Origin of the sequence: Burkholderia sp. AU31652 (assembly GCF_002223155.1) — a bacterium.
Classification (GTDB): domain Bacteria; phylum Pseudomonadota; class Gammaproteobacteria; order Burkholderiales; family Burkholderiaceae; genus Burkholderia.
The window spans coordinates 541,936-558,007 of sequence record NZ_NKFG01000007.1 but is presented as its reverse complement, the minus strand read 5'-3'; the positions used below and the strand labels follow the sequence as shown (position 1 = coordinate 558,007).

Genomic DNA, 16,072 nt, shown 5'->3' with positions numbered 1-16,072 from the left:
CCGCCGCCGTTAACCCGTTCGCAGCCCATGCGCCCCGTGTTGCGACACGGCGCGCGTCTTTCGTGATCCGGAATCCACATCTGCCGCTGGCCGCGCCCGGCCCGCGCAAGGGAACGTCATGCGAAAACAACTCACTATCCGTGGTGGCCTCGTCGCGACCATCGCCGGCTATACCGTGCTGCTCGTGCTGGTGGTCGGCGCGAGCATCGCGGCCCTCTATATGGGCAACGGTTCGCTCGAGGCGATGTACCGCGACGACACCGCGTCGCTGCTGCACCTGAAGACCAGCTCCGAGCGGATGCTCGTGCTGCGCGAACGCATGAGCGACGTCGCGCAGATCATCAGCGCCGGCCACTCGGCCAAGGAAGAGATCGCGAAACTCCGCACGCTCCTCAAGCAGAGCAACGACGAACTGGATGCCTATGCGGGGCTGCACGCGCGCAACGCCGACGAGCAGGCGCTGTTCGACACGCTGCAGAATCGCCGTCGGGCGTTGCTCGACCGCGTGTTCCTGAAGGCGCTCTCGCAACTCGACGGCGACGACGGTTTCGGCTTCCTCGACACGCAACGTACCGCGCCGCCCGAGCTGTTCGCCGCCTACCAGGAGGCGATCGATGCGCTCGAGGCGTTCCAGGTCGCGCGCGAAAGGGCGCGCTACGAGGCGGCCGGCGTGCAGTTCCACCGGATCGTGTGGGGGATGGCGGCGGTCGCGGCCTTCGCACTCGTCGTCGGCTTCCTTGCGCAGCGCGTGCTCGCGAAGGCGATCATCGAGCCGATCAAGCTCGCGGTCGACCAGTTCGAGAAGATCTCGACAGGCGACCTGACCGGAACGGTCGTGGTGCCCGGCGAGAACGAGATGGCCTATCTGCTGCATGCGTTGAAACGGATGCAGGACGGCCTCGTCGACACCGTGAACCAGGTGCGCACGAGCACGGAGACGATCGTCGGCGACGTCCGCACGATCGCGAGCGGCAACGTCGACCTGTCGGCGCGCACCGAGCAGCAGGCCGTCTCGCTGCAACAGGCGGCGGCGAGCGTCGAGCAGCTGACGGCGGCCGTGCGCCAGAACGCGGACAACGCGCGCGATGCGCGCACCTATGTCGAAGGCGCGGCCGGCATCGCGTCGCGCGGCGGCGAGGCGATGCAGCGCGTGGTGGAGACAATGTCGGCGATTTCGCTCAGCTCCACGCGGATTTCCGGGATCGTCGGCGTGATCGAAAGCATCGCATTCCAGACCAACATCCTCGCGTTGAATGCTGCCGTCGAAGCCGCGCGCGCCGGTGAGCAGGGGCGGGGCTTCGCGGTCGTCGCGACGGAAGTACGCGGGCTCGCGCAGCGTTGCGCGTCGGCGGCGAAGGAGATCCGCGAACTGATCGGCCATTCCGCGCAGCGTGTCGAAGACGGCAGCGGCCTCGTCGCACTGGCCGGTTCGGCGATGGCCGAGCTCGTCGCGGCGGTCGAGCGCGTCAATACGATCATGAACGAAACCGGCCAGGCGTTCGAGGAGCAGGCGTCGGGCATCGAGCAGGTGAACGCCGCGGTCATCCAGATGGAGCAGACGATGCAACGCAATGCCGCGCTGGTCGAGGAGGCCGCGGCCGCCGCGCTGTCGCTCGATGAACAGGGCGCGCGGCTGAGTGCGGCGGTTGCGCAGTTCCGTCTGCGTGACGAGGCGCTCGCCTGATGCACCGATACGGGCGACCGGAGCGGGATCGACGGGCCGGCTTGCCGCCAACGCGGTGCACCGGCGTCGAAGCGGCACATTTCTGGTGCGGACTTCCTGACTGCCGACGTCGACGCGATCCATGCACTGGCGCGGTGAAGCACGACGATCGGCCGATCGCCGAGCGCGATGCGACGCGGTCTGCGTTCAGGGGCCCCGAGGCAGCACGGCGTAGCCGTGATCCTTGCCGGTCAAGGCGGACGGGTAATTTCTCCAACGTTCTCCACAGGGTTATGCACGGAAATTGTGGATAACTCGAGGAGATGAACGACAGCCGGAAATTCCCGAGCGCGCGTGTCGCAATGCGACATCACATCCTGCGAATTGCTTTGCTGGAATGATCGTTTCGTGGCGGTCAGCGAAGGGAATAGCATGAAGATCCCCTTCGATTGACCGCCGTATGCGCGGCCAGTCATTGCGACCGTATCGGCCTGACATGACGACACTGAACGACTATCTCGAACAAAAGCGCGACGCGTGGCTCGCGAAAAAGGAAGCCGCCCGCAGCAATCCGGAACTCAAGGCGACCCCGCTGAAAGCGACCGTGCGCGCGCTGGGCCGCAGCGGCGTGCGGGAGATCCGCATTCGCGACTTCCAGGTGATCAGCGACAGCCCGCCCGATTTCGCGGGCTACAACCTCGGGCCGGCGTCGCCGGAGCTGCAGCTCGGCGTGCTCGGCAGTTGCCTGACGCACATCACGCTGATCCAGGCCGCGGAGCGCGGCCTGAAAATCGACTCGATCGAGGTCGAGGTGACCGGCGACCAGCATCCGCTCGCGCAGCAACCGGGGTTCGAGCATGTGCCGGTGTTCCCGCACAACCTTCGCTACACGCTCGATATCGTCTCGCCCGAACCGCCGGAGACGATTCGGGCACTGCATCAGGCGGTCGAGGCCATCTGCCCGATCTTCAACCTGCTGAGACTGCCGCAGACGATCGACGGCGAGTTGAGACATACGCACGGTTGAAGTGCGCCGGTGAGTTGCGGCATGTCACCTCGCTGAGCGGTGAGCAGGTGCGCGATACCTCGCGCACCCTGGCGGCGCTTCGATACGGCTGCGATTCCTGCAGCATCGGTATTCGATGACGGATGCATCGCCCCGGCGCTGAACGCGTGCCGAATCGGGGCCGGGCGACGCCGGTCGTGAACCGGCGGGCGCGAAGTCAGGCTTCGGAGGCCTGAAGGTCGCGCGGTCGGCGCGTCGTCTCGTCGGCACGATCCTGAAGCTGCTGGAATGCGTCCAGCAGCCGCGCGCGCAGCACGGCCAGCGTCGGGTCGCGCCGATCGCGCGGCCGGGCGACCCCGACGTGGATCTCGTCGTCGATGCGGCCCGGATTGGGCGCGAGCATCAGCACGCGATCGCCGAGATACAGCGCTTCGTCCAGATCGTGCGTGACGACGATCGCGGCCGTCCGGTGCCGCGCGACGACATCGAGCAGCAGCGTCTGCAGCCGCATCCGGGTGATCGCATCGACCGCGCTGAACGGTTCGTCGAGCAGCAGCAGGTCGGGCTCGCCGAACAGCCCGCGCGCGATCGCCGCGCGCTGCGCCATCCCGCCCGATAACGTGGCCGGCAGTTGCCGGGCGACCCCGGCCAGGCCGACTTCGTCGAGCAGCCGTGCGACGGCCGGCTCGCGGCCGCCGCGCGGGCCGGCCGCAAAGCCGACGTTGTCCGCGATCGATAGCCACGGCAGCAGCCGCGGCTCCTGGAAGATCACACCGGCGCGCGGGGACGGGCCGTCGAGGGCGACGCCGCCCAGCTTCACGCTGCCGCGGAAATCCGTATCGAGGCCGGCGACGATCCGCAGCAGCGTGCTCTTGCCGCAACCACTCGGGCCGACCACGCAGACGATCTCGCCGCGCGCAACCTGCAGCGGGACATCGGCGAGGATCGTGCGATCGCCGTAAAGCTTGCGGGTGATGCGCACGTCGAGCAGCGGTGTCGCGGTGCGCGCCGCCGTGTGTGCGGAAGAACGTGTGCTCATGCCGACCCTTTACGTGGCGTGTGGTCGAATGCATCGCGCCAGCCGAGCCAGCGCGACTCGATGCGCGCCATCGCGCCGTCGGTTAGCTTGCCGAGCAGCGCCAGCAGCAGGATCGCCCCGAACACGAGATCCGGGCGGCCGGTTTCGCGGCCGTCGCTCAACAGGAAGCCGAGCCCGCGCGTGGCCGCGATCAGCTCCGCGGCCACCATGAACATCCACGCGAGGCTGAGGCCGGTGCGCAAGCCGGTGACGATCTGCGGCAGCGCGGCCGGCAGCAGGATGCGGCGGAACAGCGCGAACGGGCCGAGCCGGTACACCGCGCCGAGTTCGACGAGCTTGCGGTCGACGTCGCGAATGCCGGCGACCACCGCGAGGTGGACCGGGAAGAACGCGCCGATGGCGATCAGCGTGATCTTCGGTGCTTCGTCGATGCCGAGCCACAGCAGCAACACCGGCACCCATGCGAGCGACGGAATCGCGCGCAGCGCCTGGAACGTCGGTTCGAACAGCGCGTCGATCCGGCGGCTCAGGCCCATCGCCGCGCCGACGACGAGCGCGAGTCCGGCGCCCGCCGCAAACCCCGCCGCGACCCGCAGCGTACTCGCGCCGACATGGCGCGCCACGCGCGTGACGCCGAGGCGGGCGAGCGTGTCGAGAATCTCGCTCGGGGCGGGGACGAGATGATTCGGCAGCCAGCCCTGCCGCACGACGACCTCCAGCAACGCGAGCGCCGCGAACGGCAGCGCGAGGCCCGCGATCCGCCACCGGCGAAGCGGATCGCGTCGGCCAGCGGGCGGCGAAGCGGGGCGGCGGGGCGCGAGCGTGTCGTCGCGGGCGGCGGTGTCGGTCATGGGCGGCAGTCTCAGCGCGATGCGTCGACGAGCGGGCGCGCGAACGACGGATCGATCAGCGTATCGACGATCTTCGCGGGATCGACTCCGGGCTTGGTCAGCTGTTCGGCCGTCAATACGGGGGCAGCCGCCTTCAGCGCCGCTCGCTGGGTGTCGCCCGGAACGGGATCGCTGAAGTCGTTGCGCTGCAGCTGCAGTTTCGCCACCGGCAGCGATACCTTCGATTCGTCGGCGACGATCTGCGCGGTGTCGGCCGGATGCGCGACGATCCACTGGCGCGCGCGATCGTAGACCTTCAGCACGCGCGTGACCGCCTGCGGATACTGGCTGGCGAACGCGTCGCGGACGTTCAGGAAGCCATAGGTGTTGAACGCGACATTGCGATAGAGCAGGCGCGCGCCGTCGTCGAGCTGGGCCGCGGCCATGTGCGGATCGAGGCCGGCCCACGCATCGACCTGGCCGTTCGCAAGCGCGGTGCGCCCGTCCGGATGCTGCAGGTTGACGATCTCGACGTCGTCGCGGGTCAGGCCGACCGTGTGCAGCGCGCGTAGCGTGAACAGGAACGGATCGGTGCCGCGCGTCGCGGCGATTTTCTTGCCCTTCAGGTCGGCGAGCGAGCGGATCGGCGAATCCTTGCGGACCACCAGCGCGGTCCACTCGGGGCGCGAGAACACGTAGACCGTATGGATCGGGTTGCCGTTCGCACGCGCGAGCACCGACGCGAGACCCGCGGCGGAACCGAAATCGACCGCGCCGCTGTTCAGGTATTCGAGCGCACGATTGCTGCCCAGGCTCAGCACCCAGCGAATCGACGTGCGGTCGGCCTTGAATTCGTCTTCGAGCCAGCCGAAGTGGCGGATCACCAGGCTCTCCGGTGAGTAGTACGCATAGTCGACGCGGATCTCCGCGGGCGTCGCGGCGCGTGCGTGCACCGAGACGAGGCTGGCGAGCGCGGCAACGACGAGGGCCGCGGATTGCCACGCGCGGGACCAGGACAGCTTCATCGGGGATTCTCCGGAAGGGCGGCAAGATGCCGCGAACAGGCAGGGTGACCGGCCAATGTAACGAAGCATCGGCGCGCCGTGAACGAAGAAATCCGCGATTGAACATGCACGCTGCTGCTAAGCGTGGGCGGCGAGCAACTTAATGACGCGGGCCGATTAATTTATCGATTTATATCGCTTGGGATAACGGAATCGGGAGAACAGAATGCGTGCTGCCGGAACGTGATGGCGTCGCGTGTTGGGAAGCGCTCGGCTGCCTAGGTTCTCTTGCGGGGCGCGATTGAAACGCCTGACTTCCGGCTTCATGCGGACATCGCCGATCATTCGGCGAAAAACTAAGGAATGCGATGAGTTCGATCGATCTGAACGCCGTTACACCGGTTTCCTCGCCCATTCGCTCGGCAAGCGACGTCGCGCGCCTGATCAACACGGTGGACAGCTCGGTCAGCCATGCCCGGATGATCGTGCTGCTGGCGCTGGGCGGCGTGTTTCTCGATGCGTACGACCTGACGACGCTGTCCTACGGGATCGACGACGTGGCGCGCGAGTTCGGCCTGACACCGGCACTGACCGGGCTGGTCGGGTCGGCGATCATGATCGGCACGATCTTCGGCAGCCTGATCGGCGGATGGCTGACCGACAAGATCGGCCGCTATCAGGTGTTCATGGCCGACATGCTGTTTTTCGTGGTCGCGGCGATCGCGGCCGGGCTCGCGCCGAACGTGTGGGTGCTGATCGGCGCGCGCTTCGTGATGGGGCTCGGGGTCGGCATCGACCTGCCGGTCGCGATGGCGTTTCTCGCGGAATTCTCGAAGTTCAACGGCCGCGGCAACAAGGCGTCGCGGCTCGCGGCGTGGTGCCCGATGTGGTACGTGGCGTCGTCGGTCTGCTTCCTGCTGATCTTCGGGCTGTATTTCCTGCTGCCCGCCGAGCATGCGGGATGGCTGTGGCGCGCGTCGCTGATCTTCGGTGCGGTGCCGGCGCTCGTCATCATTCTGTTCCGGAACCGGTTCATGAACGAGTCGCCGCTGTGGGCCGCGAACCAGGGTGACCTGGCCAACGCCGCGCGGATTCTGCGCGAGTCGTACGGGATTCATGCGCACGAAGCAGAGGACGCCCGACGCGCGCCGAGCCAGCCGCCCGTGCGCATTCGTGTGCTGTTCCAGCGCCCGTACCTGGGACGCACGATCGTCGCCAGCGTGATGAACCTGTGCATCCCGTTCGAATACACGGCGATCGCGTTCTTCCTGCCGTCGATCCTGTCGCAGTTTCTCGGCGCGGGCGTGTTCGAAACGATCGCGGCGTCGCTGGCGCTGAACGTGCTGTTTGCGTTCACCGGCGGCTTGCTGGGCATGCGCCTTGCCCATCGCCATGCGTCACGCCATGTCGCGATCGCGGGCTTCGCGCTGCAGTTCGTCGCGCTCGTGGCGCTCGCGCTGGCAGGGCATCCGCATGGCGCGCTCGCGATCGGCTTCGTGCTGCTGATGCTGGGCACCTGGCTGTTCGCCGAAGGGTTCGGGCCCGGCGCGCAGATGATGATCTACCCGACGCTGTCGTATCCGGCGGCGATCCGCGGCACCGGCGTCGGCTTCGGGCGTTCGCTGTGCGGCATCGGTCAGGCGCTCGCGCTGTTCGTGCTGCCGATCCTGCAGGCGCGGCTCGGCACGGACATGTTCTGGGTCGTCGCGATCAGCGCCGCCACGCCGATCGTGTTTCTGTTGATCGTGCGTTATGAGCCGACGGCGCGTGATATCGATGATGACGGCGGTGTTTGAACGCGGTCGAGGTTAGACTTCCTTAGGGAAACGCGCGCACGGTGGGTGCGCGCGTCGTCGTGGGTTGCCGCAGCCGCACGTTTCGCCCGCTCGATGGACGAGCGCGGAAACACAGCCCGCATCGGGCGTCGAATGAGGGGAGAGGGGTGATCAGGCGACGTGTCGGGCGAGTCGCGGCCCGACGCACCAGTTGTTGCTCATCGTGACGCCGGCCGGCCCGCACACGGCAGGCCGACCAGCCGCCGAATGGTCGTCACGCTCAGGCGGCTACCCGCTCGGCATCGCGCTTGACCTGCTCGATGTCGCGATACTGCGCGGCCGGATGCTCGTCCGGCAGCCGCGCTGATCCGCCGAACAGTTTCTCGCGCAGCGTGCCCGGCGCATAGCCGGTCGGATACACGCCACGCCGCTGCAACTCGGGCACGAGAAAACGCACGACATCCTCGAAGGTTTCGTGCGCCACCGCATACGCGAGGTTGAAGCCGTCCACGTCGGTGGCGGCGACCCATTCCTGCAGGATGTCCGCGACGGTTTCCGCCGACCCGACGAACACCGGCCCCAGGCCGCCGATGCCGCCCCAGGCCGCCAGTTCCTCGATGGTCCACGCGGTGTCACCGCCCGCGAGGTGCTCGACCGCCGACACGATCGCATTCGTTTCGACGCGCCGGACGGGATCGTTCGGCGCGTACTGGCCGAAGTCGATGCCGGTCCAGCCGGACATGAACACCAGCGACCCGTCATACGACACGTACTTGCGGTATTCGTCGAACTTGGCCTGCGCCTTCTCGTCGGTCTCGTCGACGATCACGGTGACGAGGTTGTAGATCAGGACCTTGCTCGCGTCGCGCCCGGCGGCCGCGGCCTGCGCGCGCACGTCGGCCACGTAGCGCGCGAGCTGCGGGCGCGTCGGCGCGGCGACGAACACGCATTCCGCATGTTGCGCGGCGAACGCCTTGCCGGGGCCGGACGCGCCGGCCTGGAACAGCACCGGCGTGCGCTGCGGCGACGGTTCGCACAGGTGGTAGCCGGGCACGTCGAAGAAGCGGCCCTTGTGGCCGATCTCGTGCACCTTCTCCGGATGCGTGAACACGCGGCCGTCGCGATCGCGCACGACCGCGCCGTCTTCCCAGCTGCCCTCGAACAGCTTGTACAGCACCTCGACGTATTCGGCCGCGACCGCATAGCGGTCGTCGTGCGTGCGCAGGCCGTTGTCGCCGACGTTCTTCGCACCGCTTTCAAGGTAGGACGTGACGATGTTCCACGCGAGCCGGCCCTTCGTGTGATGGTCGGCGGTCGACAGCCGGCGCGCGAACGTGTACGGGTGCTCGAACGTCGTCGACGCGGTGATGCCGATGCCGAGATGCTCGGTCGCCATCGCGATCGGCGCGGCGAGCTGCAGCGGATCGTTGACCGGGATCTGCGCGGCCTGGTGCAGCGCGTGGTAATTGCTGCCCTTGTAGACGTCGTAGTAGCCGATCACGTCCGCGATGAAGATCGCGTCGAAAATCCCGCGTTCGAGCACACGGGCGAGGTCGGTCCAGTAGTCGAGATCCTTGTATTGCCACGACCGGTCGCGCGGATGCGCCCACAGCCCGGGCGACTGATGGCCGACGCAGTTCATCTCGAACGCATTGAAGCGGATGGTCTTGCTCATTGGGCGGCTCCTGTCTCTGCATGCGTGCTCGTGTTTGAACTCGCACCCGGGCCGTTGCCGATCTGCCAGACGAACGGCGGCGTGCGCCCGTTGATGACCCAGTCGCCGACGATCCGCGCCTTGTAGACGAGCGGATTGTGCGACGACACGGTGCGCGCGTTGCGCCAGTGACGATCGAGCGCCGTCGTGCTGCGGGTTGCCGACGCACCCAGCGCGTCGAACAGGCGCGTCGCCGCGCGCAGCACGAGGTCCGACACGACGAGCTGGCTTTGCGCGGATTCGATCTCGGCTGCCACGTTCGCATCGTGCTCGGCCGCCTCATCGCCATCGAAGTGCGCCTCGTAGGCCCGTTGCAGCGGCTGCGCGGCGCGCAGCGCGAGCGCGTCGGCCGCATAGGCCCACGACGCGATTTCGCCGATCACCTGCTGCAGCTGCGCGTCGTCGGCCGCGCGCGGGGCGTTGCCGTGGCTGTACACGCGAGTGCGGCGGCGCACCAGGTCGCCCGCGTCGCGCACGATCGCGTGGCCGATGCCGGCCAGCGTCGCGACGTGGAAGAGCTGGTAGAACGCCGTCTGGTACTTGAAGCGTCGCGCGAAGTCGATCACGTCCCGCGCGTCGACCGTCGCGTCCTCGAAGCGCGTGGTGCCGCTGCCGGTCGTCGTCTGGCCGAAGCCGTCCCAGTCGTCTTCGCGGATCACGCCGGGCTGCGCGGTCGCGACGGCGACGATCACGTCGCGGCCGTCGTCCGCGCGTTGCGCGAACACGTCGATCCAGTCGGCGAACAGGCTGCCGGTGCTGTAGAACTTCCGGCCGTTCAGCACGAGCCGGCCATTCTTTTCAGATACCTTCGTGATGGTCTGGCCGAGCGCCACGTCGCCGGTTTCCGTCCATGCATTGCCGACGAGCTGGCCGCTCGCGAAGCGGTCGAACCAGGTCTGGCGATCGGCGCCGGGCGGCGCGTTCAGCCAGTCCTCGACGAACGCGAAGTGCCCGCGCAAGGCCTGCGGCAGATTGGAATCGGCGGTAGCGAGTTCGGTCAGCAGCCGGAACAGCTGCGGCAGCGACGCACCGGCGCCGCCATCGCGCACCGGCAACCGCACGGCGCCGAAGCCTGCGGCCTTCAGCCAGCCGATCGCCTCGTGCGGCAGTTCTCGGCGGCGTTCGCGTTCCGCGGTGCCGGCCGCGATGCGTTCGAAGATCGGCCTGAAGCGGCTGGCAAGCGCGTCATAGTCAGTGCCGTTGGAAAGTTCGGTTGCTGCGGGAGACGAAGTCATGCGGTGATCCTTGAAAGGCAGGGCCGTCGATGCCGGCAGGCCAGTATAGGAAGCACGCTGCTGACGATCCAATAACGGATTCGTACATCGTTATCGTCACCGGGCATTACGCGGGCGAGGCGGTGTGGCATCGATGCCGGGGCGTCGATATCGTCGCTGACGCACGGTTCATTGCGGGCCGCGCACTGCATCGTTTGTCATGCGAAGGAATATCGTTGTGCGAATCGCTCGGTTTGCCGGCGTGCGCGGCGCTGCTAGATTGAACGTTTCCGTCAATCTGCAGGAGAGCCCGATGTCAGAGACGAGCGCCACGATCCAGGAACGGCCGGCCGATCCGCAACCGCAAGCGGCCCGCGTGATCGCCGACGACGCGCAGGCCATCGCGGCCGCGCATGCGCTTGCGCAGCGGCTCGCGGAAGGCGCGGCCGAACGCGACCGGGAGCGCCGGCTGCCGCGTGACGAGATCGAATGGTTCTCGCAGTCGGGGCTGTGGGCCATCACCGTGCCGAAGGCGTACGGCGGCGCGGGCGTGTCGCACGTGACGCTGACCGAGGTGGTGAAGATCGTCGCGGCGGCCGATCCGTCGCTCGGGCAGTTGCCGCAGAATCATTTCGGGCTGGTCGACGTGATCGCGCTGACCGGCACCGACGCGCAGAAGCGCCACCTGTTCTCGGAAGTGCTGAGCGGCAAGCGGTTCGGCAACGGCTTTTCGGAGAAGGGCACGAAGCACGTGCTCGATCTGAAGACGCGCGTGCGGCGGGACGGCGACGATTACGTCGTCGACGGCACCAAGTTCTATTCGACCGGCGCGCTGTTCGCGCATTACGTGCCGGTGCTCGGCCTCGACGACACGGGCCAAGCGTGGCTCGCGTACATTCGCCAGCCCGCGTCGGGGCTGACCGTAATCGACGACTGGTCGGGGTTCGGGCAACGGACCACCGCGAGCGGCACCGTCGTGCTCGACAACGTGCGCGTGCCGGCGTCGCACGTGCTGCCGGCCCAGCGCGTGTCCGACCTGCCGACGCTGAACGGCCCGCTGTCGCAGATCATCCAGGCCGCGATCGACGCGGGCATCGCGAAGGCCGCGCTCGACGATACGCTGGCGTTCGTGCGCTCGCGCACGCGACCGTGGGTCGACAGCGGCGTCGAGCGGGCGGCCGACGATCCGTTGACGATTCGCGAGGTTGGCCATCTGCACATCCAGCTGCATGCAGCGGAGGCGCTGCTCGAGCGCGCGGCGCGTACGCTCGACGAGATCGCGGCGCGCGGCGACGTGACCGAGGACGACGTCGCACGTGCATCGGTGGCGGTGGGCGAGGCGAAGGTGCTGACGACGGAAATCGCGCTGCTCGCGGGCGAGAAGCTGTTCGAGCTGGCGGGCACGCAGTCGACGCTGGCCGAGCACAACCTCGACCGGCACTGGCGCAATGCACGCACGCATACGCTGCACGATCCGGTGCGCTGGAAATATCACCTCGTCGGCAATTACTACCTGAACGGCGTGCGGCCGGCGCGCCATGCGTGGAATTGAACGCGTGACGATCGTGGTGTCATGGCTCGGTGACGGGTGAGTGCGTCATCGCGGTCGAACGCATCTGCGTGATCACGAGCGAACCCGGTAGTGCGTTCGTCGGAGCGCAATTGCCGGGTATCGGGCACGTGAATGCTGCATGGACGGCGTCATTGCCCCGGCGCGGCGACACCACGAAGCAGCCGCATCGGCTGCACGAGCCGGCTTACCGAGGCGATTCCGGCAACGTGTAGTCGAAGCGGTACGAATGCAGGCCGTTGTCGATGGTGATGATCATCGAGCCGGCGAGCCCCAGCAGTTCACCCGTGCCGGAATCGGGCACGACGGTGATCGACTGCTGCGGCTGCCCGCGTGTCATGGTGGAGCTGTGCTGCAGGACGAAACTGCCGTGGCGGCCGCCCAGCGCGCCTTGCACGGTTTCCATCGCCACATAGCCGGCGGAGCCCGGGATGCTGCTTCGAAACGCTAGCATCTCTCCCTGGCTGACGGCTTCCAGGTCGCCGTGATACTGCTTGTCCAGCGACATGCGGCCGAGCCCGGTCTGTTCCGCGACGGCACTCAGGGATTCCGGATTCAGCTTCACTTCAAACGGACCATTGGCCAGCAGTGTCATTGCAGCGCTCCTCGTCGAATTGGCAACCCGCACTATAAGGCAACCGGGTTCTGCTGGAGGTTGTAGTTTGCTTGATATACCGGAATCACGGGCGGAACGGATGGCGGATCGTATGCCGCGCGGCGCTTGCGGCGATAATCGGCATCCCGACCTCGACCGCTTTCCCCGATGACTTTCCCTGCGTTCGCACCCTTTCAGGATCTGGCCAACACCTTGCTGGCGCACTGGCGCGATGCCAATGGCGACGGCGCGCACGACACGTCGCATCTGCAACGCGTGTGGAAGAACGCGGCCGCGATCCAGGCGAAGGAGGGCGGCGACGCGGAGGTGCTGTTTGCGGCGACGCTGCTGCACGACTGCGTGGCGGTGGAGAAGGATTCGCCGCTTCGCGCGCAGGCATCGCGGCTGTCGGCGGAGAAGGCCCGGCAGGTGCTGAAGTCGCTGGACTGGCCGGATGCGAAGATCGACGCGGTTGCGCATGCGGTCGAGGCGCACAGTTTTTCGGCCGGTGTCGCGCCGAAGACGATCGAAGCCAAGGTGCTGCAGGACGCCGACCGGCTCGATGCGATCGGCATGGTGGGCGTCGCGCGGTGCTTTTATGTCGCGGGCCGGATGGGCAGCGCGTTGTACGACCCGGCGGATCCGCACGCATCGGCACGGGCGCTCGACGACACGCGATTCGCGATCGATCACTTCCGCACGAAACTGCTGAGGCTTTCAACCGGTTTTCAGACCGTCACCGGCACGCGCATGGCGATCGTGCGCCGCGATCGATTGCAGCGCTTTCTCGGCGAGTTTTCCGACGAAATCTGACTGTGCCGATGTGGTTTTCAGATGCCGACGTCGTCTGCCGCGCAGGGCTCGATGCGGATGACGGTCGCGGCACGACAGTAGAGCAGGATCCCGAAGCCGGTCGACGGATACAGGTCGATCTGGATGCGGCCGTCGTCGCAGTGAGAAAACCGCAGATCGTAAATCCACGACGGGAGCGCGACATTTTCCGTCGCGAACTCGGTTCCCTCTACGTCCTCGAACAGGAACGTAATCCGGCAAGGCGTTTGCGGCCCTTTCCATGCCGGATTGTCTTGCCCGGCATGACGGATCGTGAGTTCCATATCCGTTTGCCATCCACCGTTCACGTTGACCCGGCGCAGTGCGATGGCCAGTACCCCGGCGTCATGAAATTTCGGCCAGTAGCCGTAGATGCTGCGTATCAGCCACGCATGCTCGACCGCGCTCTCGTCCGTCTCCTTGCGGTTTCTGTATTGATCCGATTCCCACGACTCGGGCAAGTCCTCGACCATCGCTTCGAGCTGCTTGACCAGATACCGTTCCGCTTCTTCGAGCGAGCCCCGGAAATCGAGCGTGGTCGCCGCGCAGCCGATGCGGCCGTGGTGCGCCGCCTGCACGATCTCGTAGCCGACGGTGATCGCTCCGTCACTGTGCGGGCTCAGGTAGTAGCCGATGTCATAGGTCAGCCGGCGCGCATTCTGCCGAACGTAGTGGAGCGTGTTGGGGTAGTTCGACTGAAGCGGCATGCTGTTCTCTCGGTATGGTTGGCTAGCAGTCCATGGGCGCCTTGCTTGCGACAGGCGCGGCACGCGCGCTCGCGCTCGCGGTGGCCGATCCCTGGTATGCCGGCCTGCGCGATCGAGCGGCGATGCCGGAACTGTCGGCGCTCTGCCGGCGGCTGTCAATCGTCCACCGCGGGCCGGTGGCTGAACAGGTCGGGGTTGGGGCGAAGCGCGATAATTGACCGGCGTGGCCGGCAGTACCACCTTGAGAAGCGCGACGTCAAACTTGACGAAGACTCAACGGTTCCATTGTTTCGAATCGCCGCGACCACGTCGTCGCGCAACGCGATGCTTCAATCGTCACCGGCCTGATAGAGCGCCTGCACCTGCGCCAACTCGTCGATGAACTGATCCTTGAGCGCTTGCGGCCCGAGGATCTTCACGTGTGCGCCGAACCCCAGCAATTTCCGCGCGCCGTGCTCGATCGATTCGATCGGCATCAGGAACGCCTTCCATCCCGGCGGCACCTCCGTGCTGCCTTGTTCCGGCGCGACCGGCTCGGCCTTGATCCGCGCGTTGGCCAGCCAGGTTTCGCCGCGCGGCGACACGGCGATATGGGCGGTCAACCTATCGAGGTCGGCTTCGTACCGGCTCATCGCGTCGCGCCAGTGCGTCGCGAGGTCGAATCGCACGGGCCGCTTGAAGCGGCGGCGCGATGCATCGAGTTCGAGGATATTCGCGAGCCGGAACGTGAGTGCGCCGGGCTTGCCGACCACCCTGGCAACCAGGTACCACGCGCCGCCCTTGAGCACCAGACCGAGCGGCTCGAGTTCGCGGCGGGATACGCCGCGCCAGCTCTGGTATTTCACGTCGATACGATACGAGCCCCACACCGCATCGGCCACGTCACGCAGGCAGGCCGGCGTTTCCTTCGCGCGATACCAGTCGACGGTGTCGACGTGCAGCCGGCTGGCGACGCGATCGGCATGCTCGCGCGAGCCGGGCGGCAGGCTTGCGATCATCTTCAGCCGCGCGGAAGTCGCCATGCCGTCGAGGCCCAATTCTCGCGCCGGCCCGGGCAAGCCCGCCAGAATCAGCGCGTGCGCTTCGTGCTCGGTAAGCCCGGTGAGATCGGTACGCCAGCCATCGCTCAACTGAAAGCCGCCGTTGCGGCCGCGATCGCCCCAGATCGGCACGCCGGCCGTGGAGAGCTGGTCGATGTCGCGCAGGATCGTGCGCTCGGATACTTCCAATGCTTCGGCGAGCGCCGGTGCGGTCATCCGGCCGCGCGCTTGCAGCATCATCATGATCGACAACAGGCGGCTCGCTTTCATGAGCGACACGTTACCTCAAATACCTGACATGAGGTGTCATGTTATCGGGTTTATGCTTTCGCGCATTCCCGATCCGTTTCATCGACGCGGGCGACGCAGCATGACATCACGAGGGATCAAGCGATGAAGATCATTTCCGGGCCGCTGAGCATGTTTGGCGCGAAGGTCGAGATGGCCGCGCACGAGAAGGGCATCGAATTCGAACTGGTGATGGTGCCGTTCAGCCAGCGTCGCGGCTACGATCCCAAACATCCGGACGTGTTGCGGATCAACCCGAAGCGGCAGGTGCCGGTGCTGATCGACGGCGATCTGGAGCTCTTCGATTCCACGCAGATCTTCGAGTATCTCGAGGATCTGCAGCCTGATCCCGCGCTATGGCCGGCGCATCCGGCGGCGCGCGCGATCTCGCGTCAGCTCGAGCATTGCAGCGACGAAATCTATTTTCCGCACATCATCCGGCTGATGGGGCTGGAGGCGACACCGGACGATCCGGCCGCACAGGCTGCACGCGCCGCGGCGGCCGAATACTATCGTCGCATGGAGCACGTGCTGGCGGATCGCGCGTTTCTGGCCGACACGTATTCCTATGCCGACATCGCGTTCTACATGGCGCAGTTATTCGGCGCGCGCAAGGGCGCGCCGATGACGGGCGAAACGCCCCGCCTGCTCGCGTGGCGTGAACGGATGACGGCACGCCCCGCCGTGCGCAAGGTCGCCGGCGCGATGGCCGGCTATCTTGCGTCGATCGGTGAAGCGGTTCCCGATTTTCTGCGCGGGCTCGACTAGCCGCGTTCGAGAGCGGGCAGGCGACGGC

The 16,072-nt window shown here is 66.8% G+C and carries 15 protein-coding genes; 7 read left to right on the top strand and 8 right to left on the bottom strand.

Going from position 1 to position 16,072, the window contains the following annotated elements:
- The first annotated feature begins 118 nt into the window (after positions 1–118).
- Both CFB40_RS34480 and CFB40_RS34475 read left to right on the top strand, forming a co-directional pair.
- Positions 119–1,684 (top strand): methyl-accepting chemotaxis protein, encoded by a 1,566-nt coding sequence (locus tag CFB40_RS34480; protein WP_089433855.1) that lies wholly within the window; start codon positions 119–121, stop codon positions 1,682–1,684.
- Positions 1,685–2,159: 475 nt separating this feature from the next.
- Positions 2,160–2,690 carry an OsmC family protein gene (locus CFB40_RS34475; RefSeq protein ID WP_089429879.1) on the top strand — a complete coding sequence of 177 codons (531 nt, stop codon included), beginning with the start codon at positions 2,160–2,162 and terminating at the stop codon, positions 2,688–2,690.
- 196 nt (positions 2,691–2,886) lie between these two features.
- Here CFB40_RS34475 and CFB40_RS34470 read toward each other — a convergent pair whose 3' ends face one another.
- From CFB40_RS34470 to CFB40_RS34460, 3 genes are read right to left on the bottom strand one after another with little or no spacing between them, the layout of a single operon-like run.
- Positions 2,887–3,708: an ABC transporter ATP-binding protein gene (locus CFB40_RS34470; RefSeq protein ID WP_089433854.1), complete on the bottom strand. Its 822-nt coding sequence runs from the start codon at positions 3,706–3,708 to the stop codon at positions 2,887–2,889.
- Positions 3,705–4,559, bottom strand: coding sequence for an ABC transporter permease (locus tag CFB40_RS34465; RefSeq protein WP_179255336.1), 855 nt, complete (start codon positions 4,557–4,559; stop codon positions 3,705–3,707). Before CFB40_RS34465 ends, CFB40_RS34470 begins: the two co-directional genes overlap by 4 nt.
- Before the next feature lie 11 nt (positions 4,560–4,570).
- The gene (locus CFB40_RS34460; protein WP_089433853.1) at positions 4,571–5,563 is read right to left on the bottom strand and encodes an aliphatic sulfonate ABC transporter substrate-binding protein; all 993 of its coding nucleotides are present in this window, start codon (positions 5,561–5,563) and stop codon (positions 4,571–4,573) included.
- Positions 5,564–5,910: 347 nt separating this feature from the next.
- Here CFB40_RS34460 and CFB40_RS34455 point away from each other — a divergent pair, with 347 nt between their 5' ends.
- Positions 5,911–7,338: an MFS transporter gene (locus CFB40_RS34455; RefSeq protein ID WP_089433852.1), complete on the top strand. Its 1,428-nt coding sequence runs from the start codon at positions 5,911–5,913 to the stop codon at positions 7,336–7,338.
- A 259-nt stretch (positions 7,339–7,597) separates the two neighbouring features.
- Here CFB40_RS34455 and CFB40_RS34450 read toward each other — a convergent pair whose 3' ends face one another.
- On the bottom strand, positions 7,598–8,992 hold the full coding sequence (locus CFB40_RS34450; protein WP_089433851.1) for an LLM class flavin-dependent oxidoreductase: 1,395 nt from the start codon (positions 8,990–8,992) through the stop codon (positions 7,598–7,600).
- Positions 8,989–10,266, bottom strand: coding sequence for an acyl-CoA dehydrogenase family protein (locus CFB40_RS34445; protein WP_089433850.1), 1,278 nt, complete (start codon positions 10,264–10,266; stop codon positions 8,989–8,991). Before CFB40_RS34445 ends, CFB40_RS34450 begins: the two co-directional genes overlap by 4 nt.
- Before the next feature lie 292 nt (positions 10,267–10,558).
- On the opposite strand from CFB40_RS34445, the gene CFB40_RS34440 reads away from it, so the two are divergent.
- On the top strand, positions 10,559–11,797 hold the full coding sequence (locus CFB40_RS34440) for an SfnB family sulfur acquisition oxidoreductase (protein ID WP_089434033.1): 1,239 nt from the start codon (positions 10,559–10,561) through the stop codon (positions 11,795–11,797).
- 205 nt (positions 11,798–12,002) lie between these two features.
- On the opposite strand, the gene CFB40_RS34435 is transcribed toward CFB40_RS34440, so the two are convergent.
- Entirely contained in the window at positions 12,003–12,410 is a 408-nt protein-coding gene (locus CFB40_RS34435; protein WP_089429872.1) for a DUF3224 domain-containing protein, read from the bottom strand.
- A gap of 168 nt (positions 12,411–12,578) precedes the next feature.
- Here CFB40_RS34435 and CFB40_RS34430 point away from each other — a divergent pair, with 168 nt between their 5' ends.
- Positions 12,579–13,223: an HD domain-containing protein gene (locus tag CFB40_RS34430; protein ID WP_089433849.1), complete on the top strand. Its 645-nt coding sequence runs from the start codon at positions 12,579–12,581 to the stop codon at positions 13,221–13,223.
- A gap of 17 nt (positions 13,224–13,240) precedes the next feature.
- Here CFB40_RS34430 and CFB40_RS34425 read toward each other — a convergent pair whose 3' ends face one another.
- Entirely contained in the window at positions 13,241–13,948 is a 708-nt protein-coding gene (locus tag CFB40_RS34425) for an Imm50 family immunity protein (protein ID WP_089433848.1), read from the bottom strand.
- 32 nt (positions 13,949–13,980) lie between these two features.
- On the opposite strand from CFB40_RS34425, the gene CFB40_RS38420 reads away from it, so the two are divergent.
- Positions 13,981–14,166: a hypothetical protein gene (locus CFB40_RS38420; RefSeq protein ID WP_143329936.1), complete on the top strand. Its 186-nt coding sequence runs from the start codon at positions 13,981–13,983 to the stop codon at positions 14,164–14,166.
- 111 nt (positions 14,167–14,277) lie between these two features.
- Here the strand turns inward: CFB40_RS38420 and CFB40_RS34420 are convergent, their stop codons facing one another.
- Positions 14,278–15,258 carry a helix-turn-helix transcriptional regulator gene (locus tag CFB40_RS34420; protein WP_089433847.1) on the bottom strand — a complete coding sequence of 327 codons (981 nt, stop codon included), beginning with the start codon at positions 15,256–15,258 and terminating at the stop codon, positions 14,278–14,280.
- A 123-nt stretch (positions 15,259–15,381) separates the two neighbouring features.
- On the opposite strand from CFB40_RS34420, the gene CFB40_RS34415 reads away from it, so the two are divergent.
- A complete protein-coding gene (locus CFB40_RS34415; protein ID WP_089433846.1) occupies positions 15,382–16,044 on the top strand; it encodes a glutathione S-transferase family protein in 663 nt (220 codons plus the stop codon).
- The last annotated feature ends 28 nt before the right edge of the window (positions 16,045–16,072 follow it).